The organism is Clostridium sp. C8 (assembly GCF_001010885.1).
Lineage (GTDB): Bacteria > Bacillota > Clostridia > Clostridiales > Clostridiaceae > Clostridium > Clostridium sartagoforme.
In genome coordinates this window covers 1-17,332 of record NZ_LBMX01000103.1, presented here as the reverse complement: position 1 = coordinate 17,332, position 17,332 = coordinate 1, and the positions used below count along the sequence as shown (strand labels likewise).

The window sequence follows — 17,332 nt, the reverse complement described above, 5'->3', positions numbered from 1 at the left end:
TCATATTTTCTTCATATTTTATTGATATAGTAAAGTGTGGTTACTCATATTAAAAAAAGAACTAGTGGAGGATTTTAATGAAAATATTAAAGCTAAAAATATTAGATAAAATAGTTATTATAGTACTTCTAATATTAAGCATCTTACCTACAGGAATTGTGATGCTCGCGAAGTCAAATAAGGAAAATAGTAATATAGTTATTAAGGTAGACAATAAAGTTGCGAAGAATATTCCATTAAATACAACAAGTAAAAGTAAAACTTATGAATTTGAGTTTAATGGAAATATAGGTTATCTTGAAGTTAAAGATGGAAAGGTAAGAATGCTTGAAATGGATAAGGAAATATGTCCAAATGCTATTTGCTCAGATACAGGTTGGATAGATAAAGGCTACCAGAGCATAGTATGCCTTCCTAATAATATTATTGTCACAATTGAGGGAAGTAAAGATGATGTTATAGATGCACAAACATAGTAAGAGCCTACCTGTAATTTTATCAGGTAGGTTTTTATCATCTTTTTTTATTTAAATATATCTTTCATAATTCCCCCACAATTTAAAGTTATTATATATACATAGAAACGAACTAAATAAAAATCAAACAAAAAAGGGAGAGATTCTAAATGAAGAAGAAAGTTTTAGTAATAATGACAACAGCTATATTAACTATAGGAGCAGTAACTGCTGTATATGCAAAGGAGAATAATACTCAAAACAACTTTGGTTTTGGCAGAGGGATGATGTATCAAAACAATATAAACTCAAACGGAACTTATAACCAAATGATTGACTTAATGAAAAACAATGGATTCGAAGATGCTGCTAAAGCTATGGAAAATAGGGATTTTGATTCTATGAACAACTTTATGAATAATATTACAGATGAGCAATATAATCAAATGACAGATATTATGAAAAATAATGGTTACGAAGGCATGGCTAAAATGATGGGTTCAGTAAGCAGACAAGAAATGGTTGATATACACAATTCTATGATGGGAAGATAACTTCCTGCAAAGAAGAACTAGCATAGCAGTCTAGTTCTTCTTTGCTATAAAGAATAATAGAGGAGGAAAAAACTATGCCACAAAATAATAGTTTATATGGCAAGAATAAAAATACAATATATATTTATCTTTCTATGTTTTTTACTGCAATGTCTCTTTTTATATATGAGACGCTGCTAACTAGATTATTCTCAGCAATATTAAGTTACAGCTTAGTTTTTATAGTAGTATCCTTTGCAATTCTTGGAGGTGGTATTGGGGCCATAATAAGTTATAAATTATCTAAGAAACAGAAAAGCATGGAAAAAATACTGGCATGGACTTCTGTACTTTTACCTGTAAGCTTTATTTTATCTATAGCCTTAATGTACTTCCTGCCCTTTACCCCTACCTTTTTGTTATACATCCCTGCTGCTCTTTTTCCGTTTATTTTGGGAGGTATAATAACCTCAATTATATTTAAAGAAAGAACAGGCAGCAGCAATAAACTTTATTTAATGGATTTACTAGGCGCTGGACTCGGAAGTCTTCTTATCATTAAACTCATGAACTCTTTTGGATTCTTAGGAAGTGTTATTATAGTTACTGCATTTGGAATTGTTTCAGCCATAGGGATTAGTCTGTATTATAGAATAATAAAAACTACTATTATATCCTCAATTGGTTTCATAGTAATGAGTATACTGCTTATAAGCGGAAATTTAATAGATATTGTAGGAAAGAATTTTAGCTCTTATTATACAAGCCCTGTTACAGTAATAGGAAGTTATAAAAACTCAAAGAACCCTGCTGAAATTGTATTTTCAAAATGGGATGCTATATCGAAGACAGATGTAATTGATATTAAAAGTGATAATGAAAAGCTTATAGTTACTGATGGCGGTGCAGCTGCTCCAATTGTAAAGTTTAATGGGAACTTAGATTCAGTTAAAGAATTAAAATCAGAAGTTAATTATATTCCTTTCTCCTTTGGGAAGAATGAAAAATCACTTGTTATTGGTTCAGGCGGAGGAAAAGACGTTCTTTTTGCACTGCTTGGAGGAAATATAAAAATTGATGCAGTAGAAATAAATCCTTCTACTATAGCAGCTGTAAATGAGTTTAAAGAATTTAGCGGTAACATATATAACTATCCAGGAGTTAATTTGTATAACCAGGATGGAAGATATTTTATAGAAAACAGCAAGGATAAGTACGATAATATATATTTATCTATGGTAATGACAAATTCCGTGGAAAATACTATGTATTCTTTAGCTGAATATTATATATTTACAGAAGAAGCATTAAATCAGTATTTAAACCACTTATCAGAAGATGGCAAGCTAACCTTTATGGTTCATGACTCAAAGGACCTTATAAAGGTAGTGAATACAGGTATTAAAGTATTATTAGACAAAGGAATAAAACAAAAGGATGTTACAAACTATTTTACTATAATAAATGGAGTTACAAAAACAGAAAGTGAAGTTCATGGAAGTGGAATAGCTATGCCATTAGTTATATTTAGAAATAAGCCTTTTACTCAAGAGGATATTAATTCAATAGTGAATACTGCAAGTATACAAAATAGAGACATGATTCACTTTCCTGGAAATGAAATAGAGCCATATAAATCTTTAAAAACTGAAAAAATGACTTATGAGCAGCTTATAGACAACATAAGCTTTAATTCCAAGCCAATTGCTGATAATAGTCCATTTTTCTATAATAATTCTAAATTTATTCCTGTGGAAATGATTTTCATATTAGCTTTAATCTTAACTATAGTATTAGTAGTTAAGAAGAAATTTTTAACTACGGCTGAATATAAAAAGACATCATTGTATTTTGCATCTTTAGGAGTGGCTTATATGCTGGTTGAAATTCCTCTTATACAGAAGATGGTGTTATACTTTGGAAGTTCTTCTATAGCCTTTAGTTTTATAGTATTCAGCTTACTTATTTCAAGTGGCATAGGAAGCCTTATTAGTGGAAATAGAATAGTTGAAAAATATGTTTCAAAATCACCTTATTATATTCTAGCTGCTGGAATTATGATTTTAGTAAATCAGATGGGGTTAAGCTCTATTTTAAATCTTACAAAAGATTGGCAAACAACGTATAAATTTATAGTTGTATTTTTGGATTTATTACCTATGGGACTTCTTATGGGAATGGCTTTTCCTTCAGGACTTAAAAAACTTGGCAGCCTCAAAGGGGAAGAGGGTATAGTTCCTCTTATGATTGGGATAAACGGTATTTTCTCTGTGTTAGGTTCAACTTTAGCTGTTATTATATCCATGAAACTTGGGTTTAGCATAACTATATATATTGGTGCAGCTATTTATATTACATTATTTATATTTAATCCATTGGCTATTCTTTCTAAGAGTAAGTGAAAATAAAAGCTAATTTAACTTAGGAGGCTTTAGTGATTTAAGCCTCCTAAGCATTATACAAAAGCTTTTATATTACAACATACTTACAATTTGTTTCATAATTTCTACATATAGAATTGATATAATCTAATTAGGTACATAAGCGTGATTTAATGCTAAAAGTAATTTGGAGGGTACTGATTTATGAAGTATCGTATAGAGGTTATTTTATTTATCTCAATGATATCAACAGGTTTTATATATGGAGTAGCTTATCATTTTATGATTATGCCTTTATTTGGTGGAATAGCACTTCACTGCATTTCCACGGGGATACTGTTCCAAGCTGTAAATTATCTTATAGTGCTGTTCTTCTACAAAAAATATGCTGCCTTGAAACAAACAAATAAATTATTGCATACAAACTTGGAAACCGATAAGCTGACCGAACTTTATAATAGAAGAGCATTTGACAATCACATTAAGTCATTAGAAGAACATAAAAAGTTTTCAATAATATTTATAGATATAGATAATTTTAGAGATTTTAATAATAAATATGGACATCAAACAGGGGATATTGTACTCAAGGATGTAAGCACAGTAATTAAGTCTACAGTTGATAGTGAAGGTGATGTTTATAGATATGGAGGTGAAGAGATAGTAGTATTACTAAAGGATTGCTCCAAAGATAAGGCAGAGAAAATAGCTGAGAATATCAGAATAGGAATGAATAAATTACATACTAACTCATTTTTAAGAATAACACTATCATTAGGAGTAGCAAGTTATCCAGAAGACGGATGTGATGTTTATGAAACGATAAAAGCATCTGATAGTGCATTGCTGCAGGCTAAGTCTAAAGGAAAAAATTGTGTTGTAGCTTGTTAAAAACAAAGAAGAACTAGCATATTTATTCTAGTTCTTCTTTGTTTTGGTTGTCTATTTTTAAGAAAGCGTCCACAACTAATCCATCAAATTGTATGTTTTTAAACTTTATTAACTCAGAAATAGCTATATCTTGAGAAAGCCCTCTTCTATAAGGTCTATCGGAAACCATAGCATCGTAAGAATCCGCAACTGCTATTATTCTAGCTTCTAAAGGTGTTTCATAACCTTTTATTCCTAATGGGTACCCACAACCATCAAATCTTTCATGATGATGAAGTATAAAGGGGACAGCATTTTTAAGAAAGTCTATATCTTTTAAAATGTTCACACCTATAGAAGGATGCTCTTTAATCTTTTCATATTCATACTCATTAAGCCTGCCTGTCTTATGTAATATATCATCAGATATTCCTATTTTGCCAATATCATGTAACAACGCTGCTATTTCTAACATATCTAATTTATCCTTATTTAAGCCTAGCTCCTTACCAATATCTAATGAAAGACGCGCTACACGTTCAGAATGACCAGCAGTGTAGGGATCTCTTGCATCAATAGAGTTAGATAGAGCAATTATAGTATGTTTATAAGATTCATTAAGTTTTGAATATGCTAATTCAGTCTCCAATTTACTTACTACTAAATCCTGATTTTGCTTTATTAAGGTTTTTGAGCTATTGTTTATAACTCTTATTAAAAGAAAATATAGTAATATTAATCCTAAAAATATGCTTAAAGAAATAATGATTGTTAATTCTCTAATATGAAATTTTATATCACTGTAGGATTTTACTACTTCATATGTAGCCACAGTTTTATTATTGTAATTGATGGGCAAATAAAATTTAATAACTTTACCACTGTCATTAGTTATCATGTAGGTTATGTTATTTTTTAAGGCTTTTTCTAAACTATTATTATCAATATTAGTTTTTTTATCATTAGAAGAATAAATAAGCCTTTTTTCTCTATTCCATATCCGAACATAAGAAATAGTTCCATCCTCTATAAGTGGCTGTAACTTACTATCTAAAAGGTTACTCTTTGGCTCTGATATATAGGCTTGAAAATCTTCAACATTTAGTTCAGGTTCAACTATATAATGTAAAGTTAAATGAATCATTTTTTGTTCAGAAGATATCTTGTCCTTTTTTACATGAAAACTTATAAATGCTATTAACATGATGGCAGTAATAAAACATGCTATAAAGCTGTAAGCTATAAAATTTTTTGTTAAATAATGTACTTTCTTCATAGTCTATATTTTACCTCGTATATAAATTCAGCATCTCACTACTAATAATAGGAAATTATTATGTAGATAGTATGAAGAAAACTGTTAGTTTTAAATAGATGTTAAAAACAACTTTCATAATGTGCTTTTATAATTTCTTAATTGATAATATTTGAGTGTAAAAATGTAAAAACTACTTTTATCAAGAATGAAAGTAGGGATGAGAATTGAAAACCAAAAATAAGTGGATAACTGTCTTAATAACTTCTGTTTTCCTACTAGTTGGATACAGTGTATTGGCCATAACAAGAATAAGAGCAGGAGTAAATTTTCAAAATACTATTAAAGGAAGTATTTCAAGTACTAGCGAAGAAAATAAGCTTCCAATTCCACCTATACTTGAGGATTTAAACCCTGGAGACAACATAGCGGATTTCAGATTAAATGTTCAAAAATCATCTAAGGAATTTATTAAGGGGAAATCTTCAGAGACTTATGGGTACAATGGTGATTTTTTAGGACCAGTTATTAGAGTTAAAAGAGGCGACCAGGTAAATGTATCAGTTTCAAATTCTTTAGATGAAGCAACTACACTACATTGGCATGGTTTAGAACTTCCTGGAAGAGTAGATGGCAATGTGCAGCAGTCTTTTATGCCCAGCGAGACTTATAATGCAACTTTTGTTATAGATCAGCCAGCTGCAACACTTTGGTATCATCCTCATTTATTACATAAAACAGGTGAACAAGTATATAAAGGGTTAGCTGGGTTATTTCTTATAGAGGATGATGTGTCAAATAATTTAGATATTCCTAAAAAATATGGAGAGAACGATATTCCAATAGTTGTTCAAGATAGGAGATTTTCAAGTGATGGAAGCTTAGTATATGCAAATAGTATGGCTGATATGATGAATGGTATGATAGGTGATGTAGTTCTTATCAATGGAGCTATAAATCCTACCTTAGATGTGAAAACTGAAAAAGTAAGATTAAGATTACTTAATGGATCAAATGCAAGAGTTTATCAGTTTAGCTTTAGTGATAACAACAAGTTTTATCAAATTGCTACTGATGGAGGATTTTTAGAAGCACCAGTTGAAACGAATGAACTTATTTTAGCACCTGCAGAAAGAGCAGAAATTATAGTAGATTTTTCAAAATATAAAGTAGGAGATAAAATTACCCTTAAGAGTAATAATGCTAATCTTATGAATTTCAAGGTTACTGAAAGTAGCAATGATACGAGTATACTACCCAAGCAATTAACAAAGATAAGTAAAATTCCAACTGAAAGTGCAACTGTAACTAGAACCTTCTCTTTTCAAGGAATGGGAAGAGGTGTAAATATTAATGGAAAACAAATGAATATGGATAGAATTGATGAAAGAGTAAGATATGGAGCTACAGAAATCTGGCAAATAAAAAATGACACTATGCATATGATGCACCCGTTTCATGCTCATGGAGTTCAGTTTTTAATTTTAGATAGAAACGGTAAAAAGCCACCTGCTAATGAACAAGGGTTTAAAGATACAATAGCTGTTGCTCCAGGAGAAACAGTAAAGGCTATTACTACTTTTAGATATAAGGGCATTTTTATGTATCACTGCCATATACTTGAGCACGAAGATTTAGGAATGATGGGGCAGTTTTTAGTTGAATAGTATAACGATATTCTTATTATAGAAAGGATGATATAAATTATGATGGGATATAGATATGGACGTGGATATGACATGATGTCATGGGGAGGTTTGTTTTGGCTTATTCCTTTAGTTCTTATTATTATAATTGCTATAGCAGCATACAAAATAACTACCAGTGGAAAAAGAAATTCCAATATAACAATTAACGATAATTCAATTGAAATATTGAAACAGAGATACGCAAGGGGAGAAATTGATGAAGAGCAATATAGAAAAATGAGGGATACTATAGAAAGTAAATAAAATAGTAAAGAGAAGATTGGTTTGGGAGAAACTAATCTTCTCTTTACTATGAAGTAAATGTTTATCAAACTGAGGTCTATATAAGGTTGTATTATAACTTAATAACCTTATACACATATATTATCACCAAATTGTGTAGGAAATATGAAAAAGACTATTTTGAAATAATAATTTTTTACATAACTCCTATACTTGGAAGTTCAACAGTAAATGTAGTACCTTCATTTACCTTGCTTTCTACATATATTTTTCCGCCATGTACTTCAACAAAAGCCTTTGTAATAGTAAGACCTATGCCAGAGCCTCCAGTATTTTTATTTCTTGATAAGTCGCTTCTATAAAAACGTTCAAATATAAAGGGCAGATCTTTCCCTGGTATTCCTATACCATTATCTATAACTTTGATTACTATATTACTATTTTTCTTTTCTAGTATTACATGTACTTTTCCCATTGGTTTTAGATATTTATAAGAATTTGAGAGTAGATTGTTCATTATTTGTTTGAATTTATCTTTATCTACCATTGAAGTTATTTCAGGGGTTATGCTGCTAGTTAACTCATAATTTTCTTTAATATAAAGAGGCTTAAAAGTATCTATAATTTTTTCTAACTCCTCTGATAGGTTAATTTTGCTCTTATTTAAATTTAGATTAGTCTGCTCAAGCTTTGCTAAGTTACGAAGATTGTCTACCATTTTTGTTAGTCTTTCAATTTCTTCATAAAAAGCTTCAAACCTTTCAGTAGTTGGTTCCCAGATACCATCCATAAAAGCTTCAATGTGAGTCTTAAGGGTAGTAAGCGGAGTTCTAAGTTCATGAGCCATATCAGAAGTTAATCTTTTTCTGAGCATCTCTTGAGTTTTTAAAGTTTCTGCTAAATAGTTAATGGAATTTGATAGCTCATCTATTTCTTTAGTATTTGTATTTACGTTAGCTCTTACTTCTAGGTCTCCAGTTCTCATTTTATTTGCCGTATCTGTAATTTCAACAAGAGGTTTTGAAAGTTGTTTAGAGATAATTACACTGATAGCAAAACCGAAAGCCAATGCTGCAATAGCTGAGAGTATAAAGGAATGATTTAAGGTGCTTATAAATGTAACTGATGCAGAAGATAAATAAGAGGTTCCAAAATAGCCAATGATTATAGTACCTATATTTTCATTATTTACAATCAAAGGATGCTTTTCCTCATTATATTCACCTATATTCATTTCAGAAAAATTATGCATCATACCTCTCATCATATTTTCCATCATGGGGTTATGCTGCAAATGAGAATTTCCTGAAGTGTATATTGTATTGTTATTTAAGTCTTTAACTTCAATATACATTTCCTGAAGCTGAGCATACCTTTGTATTTCATCAGTATCAATATCTGTCGGATTATTTTTATTACTATATACATCATCTATTATTTTTACAGCATTATTTACTTTTGTCTTATGTTCATCTACTAAGTAATCTTTAAACTTTTTTCCTACCGTATAATTTGATATAAGGCTTGCCAAAATGATTGAGCCTAAAACAGCAATGAGAAAACCTAAAGACAGCTTTTTCATTAAGGATGCTTTCATTATTTCCCTCCATTTCATTTTTCTAATCTAGCCTAGATAGACAGCTTAGCTTGGAATAAACTTATATCCCATTCCATAAACAGTTGTTATATATATAGGGTCTTTAGGATTATCTTCTACCTTTTGGCGAATGTTTTTTATATAAGTGTCTACAGTTCTATCAAAGCCCTCATAATCCATTCCAAAAGCCTTTTCCACAAGTTGATCTCTTGAAAACACTTGACCAGGGTTAGTTAAGAGTATTGTTAAGACCTTAAACTCATTTGTTGTTAAACCTACAGCTTTACCTTGTTTTTTTACTATCATTTTTTTTATATCAACTTCTAAATCTCCGTGATTAAAGGTTAGAATGTCTGCCATAGGGGTAACATCTCTGTAGGCTCTTCTTAAGAGAGCCCTAACTCTTACTACAAGTTCTCGTGCACTAAAAGGTTTAGTTAAATAGTCATCTGCTCCAATAGATATTCCTTCTATTCTTTCATCTTCCTCGGCTTTTGCAGTAAGCATAATGATAGGTACACTGGAAGTGGTTCTTATCTTACTGCACACTTCTTCACCAGTTATTTTAGGCATCATTAAATCTAAAACTATAAGATGAATATCTTCATTATTAAATATGTTTAAAGCTTCTTCGCCGTCCTTAGCTGTAACTACTTCAAAACCTTCCTTTTCAAGATATGCTTTAACCACATCTACAATTTTTTGTTCATCATCAACAACTAGTATTTTAAATTCATTACTCATCATGTCACCTCTACCTACAAATATTGTGATTTTATTATAGTTTATACTTATTAAAAAAACTAGGGAGCTAGCTCTCTAGTTTTTTTGTGAAAGAATTGTTCTTCTTCTTATATATTCTTCTTCGCTAATTTCACCTCTAGCAAATCTTTCATTAAGTATTCTCATATTATCCTCGGATTTATTAGTATAGCTTTTAAACAGTTTCACAGCTAGAACTACCAAACCTATGAATACTAACAATCTAAATCCCATAGCTAAGAACATCCAGGTATAACTTAAAGGACCTGCAGAACCAAAACCATATCCTCCAAAACCACCACAAAACATAATTAAATTCCTCCTTTTAGTCGTAAGCACAGAGCAGTTTTAACCCACTCGCTCTCCTCATTTGATTAAATTAAATATCTCTTATGTAACTAATTATATAGAGAAACTATGGAGGAATTATGAAGAAGTTAATATTTTATGAACCTTATTAAAATCTATTTTTCTTCATATTGTCTTTATATTAATATTATAAAATTTAAACATAAGATATTTAATTTTAAAATTATCTATTATACAGGAGGAACATTTATGAATTGTCACGGAAACAACAAGGAAAATCACAAAGGTCATAATCATAGTCCATTAAAGCATATGCTTCATATGATTCTCTGCTGTGGACTACCTATAGTTATTGTAGGGTTTCTACCATTAATATCAAGAATAAGTCCAAACGCTGGAAGCTTTGTGTCAAAGATAGTACCATTTCTATGCCCGATAATGATGATTGGAATGATACCAATGATGTTTGGTGGCAATAAAAAATCAAGTTGTTGTGAAACTAAGGATGAAACTAAAGCACTTGAGCTAAATAAACCTGTTGAATAGCTACTCATTATAAATTGTTAATATTTATAATATAATATGGTTCATATATTTAGCCTGCTTTTAAAGATTGCAGGCTTTTATATTTAGTTTTTGGATGAAGTTAAAGGGAAGTTCAAATGAAGAAAAGAATAAGAGCTGTAATACTAGCCGTATTATTTACTGTTTCAATACCTTTTACTACTTATGCAGAAAGTGTCACTGATAAGAAAAACGAGTTAAACAAGGTAAATGAAGCTATTAATGATATTAAAGAAAAAATTGAAGATGTAAAGGAAGAAAAAGAAGATACTTTAGAAGAACTAAATAAAATTAATAAAGATGCAGACAAGCTTCTTGATGAGATAAGGAAAAATAATGAATCTATCTTAATTGTACAAAAGGAAGTTGCTGAGGTAGAGAAGAAGTTAAAATTGCAAGAAGAAGAGTACAACTCATATAAAGAACTATATGGTAAAAGACTTAAAGCTATGTATTTAAATGGCGCAACAGGATACTTAGAAATAATTTTGACTTCAGAAAGTTTTTCGGATTTTATATCCAAGTTTGATACCATAAAAAAGATTATAGAATTTGATAAAGCCACACTCAATAAAATTAAAACTAAGCAAATTGAAATAGAGACTAAAAAGAAAGAATTAGAGACTAAGAAAACTAATTTAGAAAGTTTAAAGAAAGATTTATCTGATAAGAAGTCCCAGCTAGATGCAGCAAATATAAAAAAGAAAACATATTATAAAGAACTTGACAAAGACTTAGAAAAATTAGAGAAAGCATTAGATCAGGAAGTTCAAGAATCAAACAATTTAGAAGCACAGATACGGTCTTTAACTTCTAAGTCATCTGGTAGTAGCAGCAGTAATGAATCTTATTCAGGAACTAGGGGGCCTATTTTAAAAGTTAGTGATATTGGACGAATGCCTGTGGTAACATCACCATTTGGTATGAGATTGCACCCTATACTTAAGAAGTACAAGATGCATACAGGAATAGATTATGGAGCACCAAACGGAACACCCATATATGCTATGTCAGATGGGGTAGTAATTATTTCTACCTATTCAAGCGGGTATGGAAATTATATAGTTGTGGATCATGGTGGGGGAGTATCTACACTTTACTCACATAATTCAGCTAACTTAGTATCAACAGGACAAACTGTTAAAAAGGGACAAATGATAGGTAAAGTTGGACAAACTGGCTACGCAACTGGACCCCACGTGCACTTCGAGGTTAGAATTAACGGTACTCCTGTAAATCCTGAGTCTTACGTTATTATAGGAAAGTAGGACATAAAAGATACATTAATCTTTTATATGTCTTTGATATATATCTATATTTAATAAGCCTGTCAGCTTTTATTAGAAAAGCGACAGGCTTTAATTAATTTTATATTCTTGTTTCTTATACTTTAAAATATTCAACCATAGAATTTAGAGTTTCTGTCATGTTAGCAAGAGTTTCAGATGTTGAAGTAATCTCTTCTGTAACAGCTATTTGCTCCTCTATATTAGAGTTTATCTCTTGGGATACTGTAGACAACAATTGAACATTATTTACTATATTGTTCATATTTTGTGATATATTTCCCGTTGATAAAGCTTGGTTGCTTACTTGAGTAAATATTTTTTCAAAGCTGCTAACTAAGGTGTTCATATTTTCTATTATTAAATTAATTTGACTTTCTGCATCATTTGCTACTGTAGTACCTTCTTTAACTTTAGACTCTGTGATCAATATATTTTTTACGGCAATATCTGTTTTAGATTTTACTTCAGAAATCATATTTTCTATACTGTTTGCTGCAGATGCACTTTCTTCTGCAAGCTTTTTTACCTGTTCAGCAACTACAGAGAATCCCTTACCTTGCTCGCCAGCTCTAGCAGCTTCAATAGCAGCATTTAGCGCTAACATATTAGTTTGCTTAGCAATATTACTAATCATGGAAGTTATATCACCTATTTTATTTGATAATGTATATAAATCGCTTATTGTACTTTTAACTTCCTTTGTTGCATTTTCAATATGATTTATTGCTGAAACTGTTATATCAACAGATTGTTTACCTTTATTAGCATGCTCTCTAAAGGTAAGTGAATTATTCTTAGCTTCTTCTGTAAGATTGGAAACCTTACTTGAGCTTAGCGTTATAGCTTCAAGATTGCTATTTACATCTTCCACGGAGGTGGCAATATCTTGCATATTGTCTGAAACATTTATAATTTTTGCACCTATATCGTTTGTTGAGCTGCTTACACTTTCTAGAGCAGATGCAAGCTGATCACTACCTATATTAACCTCTAAAGATGTTGCTTTAATTTTAGCAACAATTTCTTTAAGTCTTATGCCCGTGGTATTTAATGCATTTGTCAGTATTCCTAGCTCATCTTTTGATTTTAATATGAGACTATCAGTTAAATCACCATCTGCTAAGCTTCTAGCAAAAGATATACTTTTCTGTAGTGGCTTAATGATAGAAGAAGATATAATAACTGTTAAGATTATGCTTAAGACTAAAGCAATAATACTAATTAAAATAACGAACTTAGTTATATCAGTATAGATTTTCATGCTATCATTATGCTTTTGTTCAGATACTTCAATGCTGCTTTCGGCAATATTAACTATTTCATTTTCTATATTTTTAAATAAATTAGCATTATTATTTGAAAGAGCCAATGCTTCATCATTTTGATTGTTCATACTTTTTTCTATAAGTTCTTGCTGTTTTTTTCTAACAGTATTAACATTTTCAATTAATAAATCTATTTTATCCTTGTTACTGGAATGAGGAAGCTCTTTATACATATTAAGATTTTTAATAATCCCTTCATCGTAAGCCTCATCAATATGCATTACATGCTCTTTTTTCTCTTCTAAGGTTGAAGCTAAAAGCACATTTTTTTCAGCTCTTTGTACTCTAGCAACATTAAACTGGGCATCTTTTATGTAGTTAACAGCATTTACCTGTTTGTACATATCTTCTACATTATGATTTATTTCTCCTATTTCGTATAATCCTAAGGTTGCTAAAAGAGCCATTAGAAGTAATGGAGCTCCAAAACCAAGGAATAATTTTTTTCGAATAGTAAACTTCATATATAATTCCTCCAATATTAAATATAATTATCCACACTTTTGATTATAATAAATTATTATTAGCTTGTCTAATTTCTGGCTCACCTGAACTATTTCGTCGCTTTGTTTAAGATTATTTTCTAGAATTAGACTTTCAAGCTTTTGTCTGAGCGAATCAATTTTTTCATGTAAACTGGTATCATAGTTAGATTTCACCCCATATTCCTCCCTATGTAGATACATTATTTTATGAAATTTCTTAATAAAATAAAAGTGTACATATAAATTGTGGAGGAAATGTGGAGAAATAGCATCCTAAATACATTTATGTATAAAAATAAACTCATGTTTATAAGAAACAGGTATTCTAGACCTGTTTCTTATAAAGTAGTTTTTTATGAAGTAATCTTAAGAATATAATGCTTAAGATTATTAAGATAACAATTAATAAAGCAGAATGATAGAAAAATTCTTGAGGTAATATATTTATGATTGGATCTATTTCAGGGTCAAACTGCCAATAATCATTTCTAAAAAATATTTTATGAAATATTACAAAAGCTTTATCAAAATTAACAATTAAGGCAGCTGATAGGGTTGCTGGAAGCAATACCAGCATTAAAGAAGTCTGTCTAATGAAGTTAAAATTTCTACGTTTGATATTAAGTGTTAAACCTATAGCACTAAATATGCCAGTAATGATTAAAATCATATCTATAGAAGTAAAAATTCTCTTAACATCTTTAAAATGAATTTGTCCATACTTTGAATAAGGTATAGAGGGTAGTTTAAATTCTTGTTGAATTGGGCTTAATAAGTAGTTAATAACATAATTATAATTTTCTACTATTTCACTTCTGCTAAAGCCTGATTGTTTTTCAATGTTTAGATATTGGATATCAAAATAATATAAAGGCTTGAACATCAATGTTAACTTTACGGATACTAAAATTATTGATAAGGATAAAGCTAGAGTAAGTAATATTTGAAGTATCTTATGCTCTTTTCTGGTATTTCCGTTAATTGTATACACATAATTAGGGTGATTCATTTGTTAACCTCCGATAGATATATTTTGGTCTATAGCAACTATTATAAAGAGGAATTATGAAGACAGTATGAAGTAATTATAGTAAAGCTATTTCAACATAGGAATTAACTATAAATCTTTTTTGCAAAAAGTATTTCTCCATAATTGCTTCACAATTTGGGGTTATATTTTTATTAAAGAAAGCAAGGAGGAGATCAAAGTGAAAAGAAATGCATTGAAATTTAAAGAGGACAATATCCTTTGTTATAGATGTGTTATAAATGCATCAAAAGCAATCAGTCATATACCAACTGTCGAAGAATTTAGTATTGATATTAATACAAAGGTAATTGAAGTTATATATAAGAATGATAGAATATCAAAAGAAGAGATACGTGATATTATTAATGATTCTATAACTAGTGGAAAGGTGAAAACAATATTACAATAAAAAGTTAAATTTAACAATTAAGATAGAAATAGAAGGAGGGTTTTACAATGGAATTTATATTAAATAACTGGATATATATTTTATTTGCAGGTCTAATGGTGTTTATGATGGTTAAAGGAGGCGGATGCTGCGGAGGACACTCTAATGAGACTCACTCAACCAGTGGACATTCTCACGGTGGAGGATGCTGCAACGGAGGCTCTGAGCACAATTATAATGGTGAATATAGTCAGCAAACAAACCAATTGAATGCTGTGAAAGACCCAATATGCGGCATGACAGTAAATCCTGATACTGCAATAAAACAAACAATTAATGGGCAAACCTATTACTTCTGCAGTGAGTCCTGTAGAAAAGAATTTATTAGAAGAGAAAGTTAATGGAAATTATAAGGTAAATGCAAAATGTATTATGAATCAGCTATGATAGAAGATTAGTTAGTTATTTAATAGTTTTATTTGATTGAAGGTTATTGAAGAAAAAAGTTTGTTAATTGTAAATCTGAGTAACAATATTTATATGAAATAAACATAATATTATTTAAACAGCATTTAATATAATAATAAGGTACTGCTTCAAAAGAATTTGAAAAATCATTTTGAAGCAGTACCTTTTCTTTTCCTAAAAAGCCTAAGAGCGTACCTGTTTTGCCTTATAAACCTTAAAGTCTTATTTAATTTCAATATCTGCTTTAAACTAAGTTAAATATTAAGTCTATGGTAATACAGAATAATGAATTTATAAAGAAGCTTTTGGAAGATTTATGCATATAATATGCTATTGTTTACCAATACTAAAATATCTACACTATTTTAATATTCAAAACATCTAAGCTATTGAAACTGTTACTGAATAACTTCTAGTAAAATTTCGGTAACTTTATGTTCTTTTAACTTGTATTCATAAGATTAGTAACGGCTTATACATTTACTACATAATTATATAAGACAATCAGCCATATAGTGTGGTTTTCACATACTATATGGCTTTTTGCGTTTTCCTGGATTTTATCAATAATTGCAAAAGTGTTGCAGCTGTTACTTTGAGTATTTAAAAGAAATTTTTACTCTTGGTTGCTTTTTTTGATACTCATAAACAATTTACTTTATAGAAAGGAGTTTTTAACATGGGAAAAAATGATGAACTGTTACAGGATATTGAAAAGGGTTTTAGTAGTTATGTTAAATCAGCTCTATATTCTACATCACAGAACTACTTTGGTAAGTATTTTAGAAATATTTGCAGTGTAGTAAGTATCGATAGTGTTGATACTTGGGAAGAAATGAATTTTATACCCACCATTACATCAAACAGCGTAGTATATTTGGAATGGTATCTGGAAGATGACTTGCTATCTAAAGCGGTAAGCTTGCTTAGCAAGAATGAAAAAGAGTTATTGTTTATGAAATTCTTTGAGGAGAACACTGATGAGCAAATTGCTAGGAAATTTGGTGTTACAAGGCAAGCCTTAACGAAGTCAAAGAAGAAAATATTAAGTAAACTTAAAAATCGAATGAAAAGCTAAGTTATTTATACTGGTACATATCCGTGCCCCTCCCCCTTCTGTTGAAATACATTAAATTTTCACAGAAGGGAGAAATAGATATGTACGATATTATGGAAACAGCTCATTTAATTTCACTGTCCCAAAGAGGAGATAGAAAAGCAGAGGAGGAATTGATTAAGAGGTATGAGCCATTAATCAATAAGCTTTCCATCCGAGATGGAGCATTTTTTGAAGACTGTAAACAAAATTTAATGATTGAGTTTGTCCTATGTATTAGAAGATTTGATATGGAAAGATACACTAATAGAAAGAAGTAATTAAAAAACATAATTATTTGGATTATAGCCCAGCAGCTGATTTTACTGACTTGGGCTATTTTCATAATAAATTATATAAAAATATTTTAAGGTTGGTTGCTTTTTTGGTGAAGAAAACACAATTTACTTTATGTAATAGCTTTTAAGGATATTAATCCAAAACTATTCCGAATTAGATAATTCCTGAAGTTTCTGATGGTAGTAAGGAATTTAATGGATTTGAAATGTTCTTTGAAAAATATATAGCTCAGTACTCCAGATACTTTACTTATGTGGTCCCATTGGGAAAGCGGCATATAAATGCTAAGATAAG

General features: G+C 29.9%; 19 protein-coding genes. 12 read left to right on the top strand and 7 right to left on the bottom strand.

Annotated elements, in window-relative coordinates:
- Window positions 1–77: 77 nt before the first annotated feature.
- The 4 genes from AAT22_RS16490 (at window position 78) to AAT22_RS16475 (ending at window position 4,260) form a co-directional block, all read left to right on the top strand.
- A complete protein-coding gene (locus tag AAT22_RS16490; RefSeq protein WP_047002056.1) occupies window positions 78–476 on the top strand; it encodes a NusG domain II-containing protein in 399 nt (132 codons plus the stop codon).
- A 149-nt stretch (window positions 477–625) separates the two neighbouring features.
- Window positions 626–1,009: a hypothetical protein gene (locus tag AAT22_RS16485; protein ID WP_047002055.1), complete on the top strand. Its 384-nt coding sequence runs from the start codon at window positions 626–628 to the stop codon at window positions 1,007–1,009.
- A gap of 74 nt (window positions 1,010–1,083) precedes the next feature.
- On the top strand, window positions 1,084–3,390 hold the full coding sequence (locus AAT22_RS16480; RefSeq protein WP_047002054.1) for a class I SAM-dependent methyltransferase: 2,307 nt from the start codon (window positions 1,084–1,086) through the stop codon (window positions 3,388–3,390).
- Between the two features lie 183 nt (window positions 3,391–3,573).
- Complete coding sequence (locus tag AAT22_RS16475; RefSeq protein WP_047002053.1) at window positions 3,574–4,260, top strand: GGDEF domain-containing protein; 687 nt, start codon at window positions 3,574–3,576, stop codon at window positions 4,258–4,260.
- Window positions 4,261–4,282: 22 nt separating this feature from the next.
- On the opposite strand, the gene AAT22_RS18655 is transcribed toward AAT22_RS16475, so the two are convergent.
- Window positions 4,283–5,515, bottom strand: coding sequence for an HD-GYP domain-containing protein (locus AAT22_RS18655; protein WP_052953997.1), 1,233 nt, complete (start codon window positions 5,513–5,515; stop codon window positions 4,283–4,285).
- Window positions 5,516–5,721: 206 nt separating this feature from the next.
- Here AAT22_RS18655 and AAT22_RS16465 point away from each other — a divergent pair, with 206 nt between their 5' ends.
- Complete coding sequence (locus AAT22_RS16465) at window positions 5,722–7,161, top strand: multicopper oxidase domain-containing protein (RefSeq protein ID WP_052953996.1); 1,440 nt, start codon at window positions 5,722–5,724, stop codon at window positions 7,159–7,161.
- Window positions 7,162–7,200: 39 nt separating this feature from the next.
- Complete coding sequence (locus AAT22_RS16460) at window positions 7,201–7,446, top strand: SHOCT domain-containing protein (protein ID WP_047002052.1); 246 nt, start codon at window positions 7,201–7,203, stop codon at window positions 7,444–7,446.
- Window positions 7,447–7,621: 175 nt separating this feature from the next.
- On the opposite strand, the gene AAT22_RS16455 is transcribed toward AAT22_RS16460, so the two are convergent.
- The 3 genes from AAT22_RS16455 to AAT22_RS16445 all read right to left on the bottom strand — a co-directional run bounded on the left by AAT22_RS16455 (window position 7,622) and on the right by AAT22_RS16445 (window position 10,093).
- Window positions 7,622–9,022 (bottom strand): HAMP domain-containing sensor histidine kinase, encoded by a 1,401-nt coding sequence (locus tag AAT22_RS16455; protein WP_047002051.1) that lies wholly within the window; start codon window positions 9,020–9,022, stop codon window positions 7,622–7,624.
- Window positions 9,023–9,067: 45 nt separating this feature from the next.
- Window positions 9,068–9,766, bottom strand: coding sequence for a response regulator transcription factor (locus AAT22_RS16450; protein ID WP_047002050.1), 699 nt, complete (start codon window positions 9,764–9,766; stop codon window positions 9,068–9,070).
- 75 nt (window positions 9,767–9,841) lie between these two features.
- Entirely contained in the window at window positions 9,842–10,093 is a 252-nt protein-coding gene (locus AAT22_RS16445) for an SHOCT domain-containing protein (protein WP_047002049.1), read from the bottom strand.
- Between the two features lie 249 nt (window positions 10,094–10,342).
- Between AAT22_RS16445 and AAT22_RS16440 the strand changes: the two genes are divergently transcribed.
- Window positions 10,343–10,639 (top strand): hypothetical protein, encoded by a 297-nt coding sequence (locus AAT22_RS16440; protein WP_047002048.1) that lies wholly within the window; start codon window positions 10,343–10,345, stop codon window positions 10,637–10,639.
- 116 nt (window positions 10,640–10,755) lie between these two features.
- Window positions 10,756–11,925: a M23 family metallopeptidase gene (locus AAT22_RS16435; RefSeq protein ID WP_047002047.1), complete on the top strand. Its 1,170-nt coding sequence runs from the start codon at window positions 10,756–10,758 to the stop codon at window positions 11,923–11,925.
- A 115-nt stretch (window positions 11,926–12,040) separates the two neighbouring features.
- Here the strand turns inward: AAT22_RS16435 and AAT22_RS16430 are convergent, their stop codons facing one another.
- From AAT22_RS16430 to AAT22_RS16425, 3 genes are all read right to left on the bottom strand, one after another.
- Window positions 12,041–13,735: a methyl-accepting chemotaxis protein gene (locus AAT22_RS16430; protein WP_047002046.1), complete on the bottom strand. Its 1,695-nt coding sequence runs from the start codon at window positions 13,733–13,735 to the stop codon at window positions 12,041–12,043.
- Window positions 13,736–13,762: 27 nt separating this feature from the next.
- On the bottom strand, window positions 13,763–13,930 hold the full coding sequence (locus tag AAT22_RS18890; RefSeq protein WP_164880547.1) for an aspartyl-phosphate phosphatase Spo0E family protein: 168 nt from the start codon (window positions 13,928–13,930) through the stop codon (window positions 13,763–13,765).
- Between the two features lie 151 nt (window positions 13,931–14,081).
- Window positions 14,082–14,765: a TIGR01906 family membrane protein gene (locus AAT22_RS16425; protein WP_047002045.1), complete on the bottom strand. Its 684-nt coding sequence runs from the start codon at window positions 14,763–14,765 to the stop codon at window positions 14,082–14,084.
- Between the two features lie 199 nt (window positions 14,766–14,964).
- On the opposite strand from AAT22_RS16425, the gene AAT22_RS16420 reads away from it, so the two are divergent.
- From AAT22_RS16420 to AAT22_RS16405, 4 genes are all read left to right on the top strand, one after another.
- Entirely contained in the window at window positions 14,965–15,195 is a 231-nt protein-coding gene (locus AAT22_RS16420; protein ID WP_047002044.1) for a cation transporter, read from the top strand.
- Between the two features lie 95 nt (window positions 15,196–15,290).
- Window positions 15,291–15,575 carry a YHS domain-containing protein gene (locus tag AAT22_RS16415; protein ID WP_084820799.1) on the top strand — a complete coding sequence of 95 codons (285 nt, stop codon included), beginning with the start codon at window positions 15,291–15,293 and terminating at the stop codon, window positions 15,573–15,575.
- Window positions 15,576–16,321: 746 nt separating this feature from the next.
- Window positions 16,322–16,720: a sigma-70 family RNA polymerase sigma factor gene (locus AAT22_RS16410; protein ID WP_047002042.1), complete on the top strand. Its 399-nt coding sequence runs from the start codon at window positions 16,322–16,324 to the stop codon at window positions 16,718–16,720.
- 80 nt (window positions 16,721–16,800) lie between these two features.
- Window positions 16,801–17,019: a helix-turn-helix domain-containing protein gene (locus AAT22_RS16405; RefSeq protein WP_207642019.1), complete on the top strand. Its 219-nt coding sequence runs from the start codon at window positions 16,801–16,803 to the stop codon at window positions 17,017–17,019.
- Window positions 17,020–17,332: the final 313 nt, after the last annotated feature.

What these genes read in the sequence shown, in the direction of transcription:
- AAT22_RS16490 (WP_047002056.1), top strand. Translation starts at nt 78, where the DNA reads ATGAAAATATTAAAGCTAAAAATATTAGATAAAATAGTTATTATAGTA.
- AAT22_RS16485 (WP_047002055.1), top strand. Translation starts at nt 626, where the DNA reads ATGAAGAAGAAAGTTTTAGTAATAATGACAACAGCTATATTAACTATA.
- AAT22_RS16480 (WP_047002054.1), top strand. Translation starts at nt 1,084, where the DNA reads ATGCCACAAAATAATAGTTTATATGGCAAGAATAAAAATACAATATAT.
- AAT22_RS16475 (WP_047002053.1), top strand. Translation starts at nt 3,574, where the DNA reads ATGAAGTATCGTATAGAGGTTATTTTATTTATCTCAATGATATCAACA.
- AAT22_RS18655 (WP_052953997.1), bottom strand. Translation starts at nt 5,515, where the DNA reads ATGAAGAAAGTACATTATTTAACAAAAAATTTTATAGCTTACAGCTTT.
- AAT22_RS16460 (WP_047002052.1), top strand. Translation starts at nt 7,201, where the DNA reads ATGATGGGATATAGATATGGACGTGGATATGACATGATGTCATGGGGA.
- AAT22_RS16455 (WP_047002051.1), bottom strand. Translation starts at nt 9,022, where the DNA reads ATGAAAGCATCCTTAATGAAAAAGCTGTCTTTAGGTTTTCTCATTGCT.
- AAT22_RS16450 (WP_047002050.1), bottom strand. Translation starts at nt 9,766, where the DNA reads ATGAGTAATGAATTTAAAATACTAGTTGTTGATGATGAACAAAAAATT.
- AAT22_RS16445 (WP_047002049.1), bottom strand. Translation starts at nt 10,093, where the DNA reads ATGTTTTGTGGTGGTTTTGGAGGATATGGTTTTGGTTCTGCAGGTCCT.
- AAT22_RS16440 (WP_047002048.1), top strand. Translation starts at nt 10,343, where the DNA reads ATGAATTGTCACGGAAACAACAAGGAAAATCACAAAGGTCATAATCAT.
- AAT22_RS16435 (WP_047002047.1), top strand. Translation starts at nt 10,756, where the DNA reads ATGAAGAAAAGAATAAGAGCTGTAATACTAGCCGTATTATTTACTGTT.
- AAT22_RS16430 (WP_047002046.1), bottom strand. Translation starts at nt 13,735, where the DNA reads ATGAAGTTTACTATTCGAAAAAAATTATTCCTTGGTTTTGGAGCTCCA.
- AAT22_RS16425 (WP_047002045.1), bottom strand. Translation starts at nt 14,765, where the DNA reads ATGAATCACCCTAATTATGTGTATACAATTAACGGAAATACCAGAAAA.
- AAT22_RS16415 (WP_084820799.1), top strand. Translation starts at nt 15,291, where the DNA reads ATGGTGTTTATGATGGTTAAAGGAGGCGGATGCTGCGGAGGACACTCT.
- AAT22_RS16410 (WP_047002042.1), top strand. Translation starts at nt 16,322, where the DNA reads ATGGGAAAAAATGATGAACTGTTACAGGATATTGAAAAGGGTTTTAGT.
- AAT22_RS16405 (WP_207642019.1), top strand. Translation starts at nt 16,801, where the DNA reads ATGTACGATATTATGGAAACAGCTCATTTAATTTCACTGTCCCAAAGA.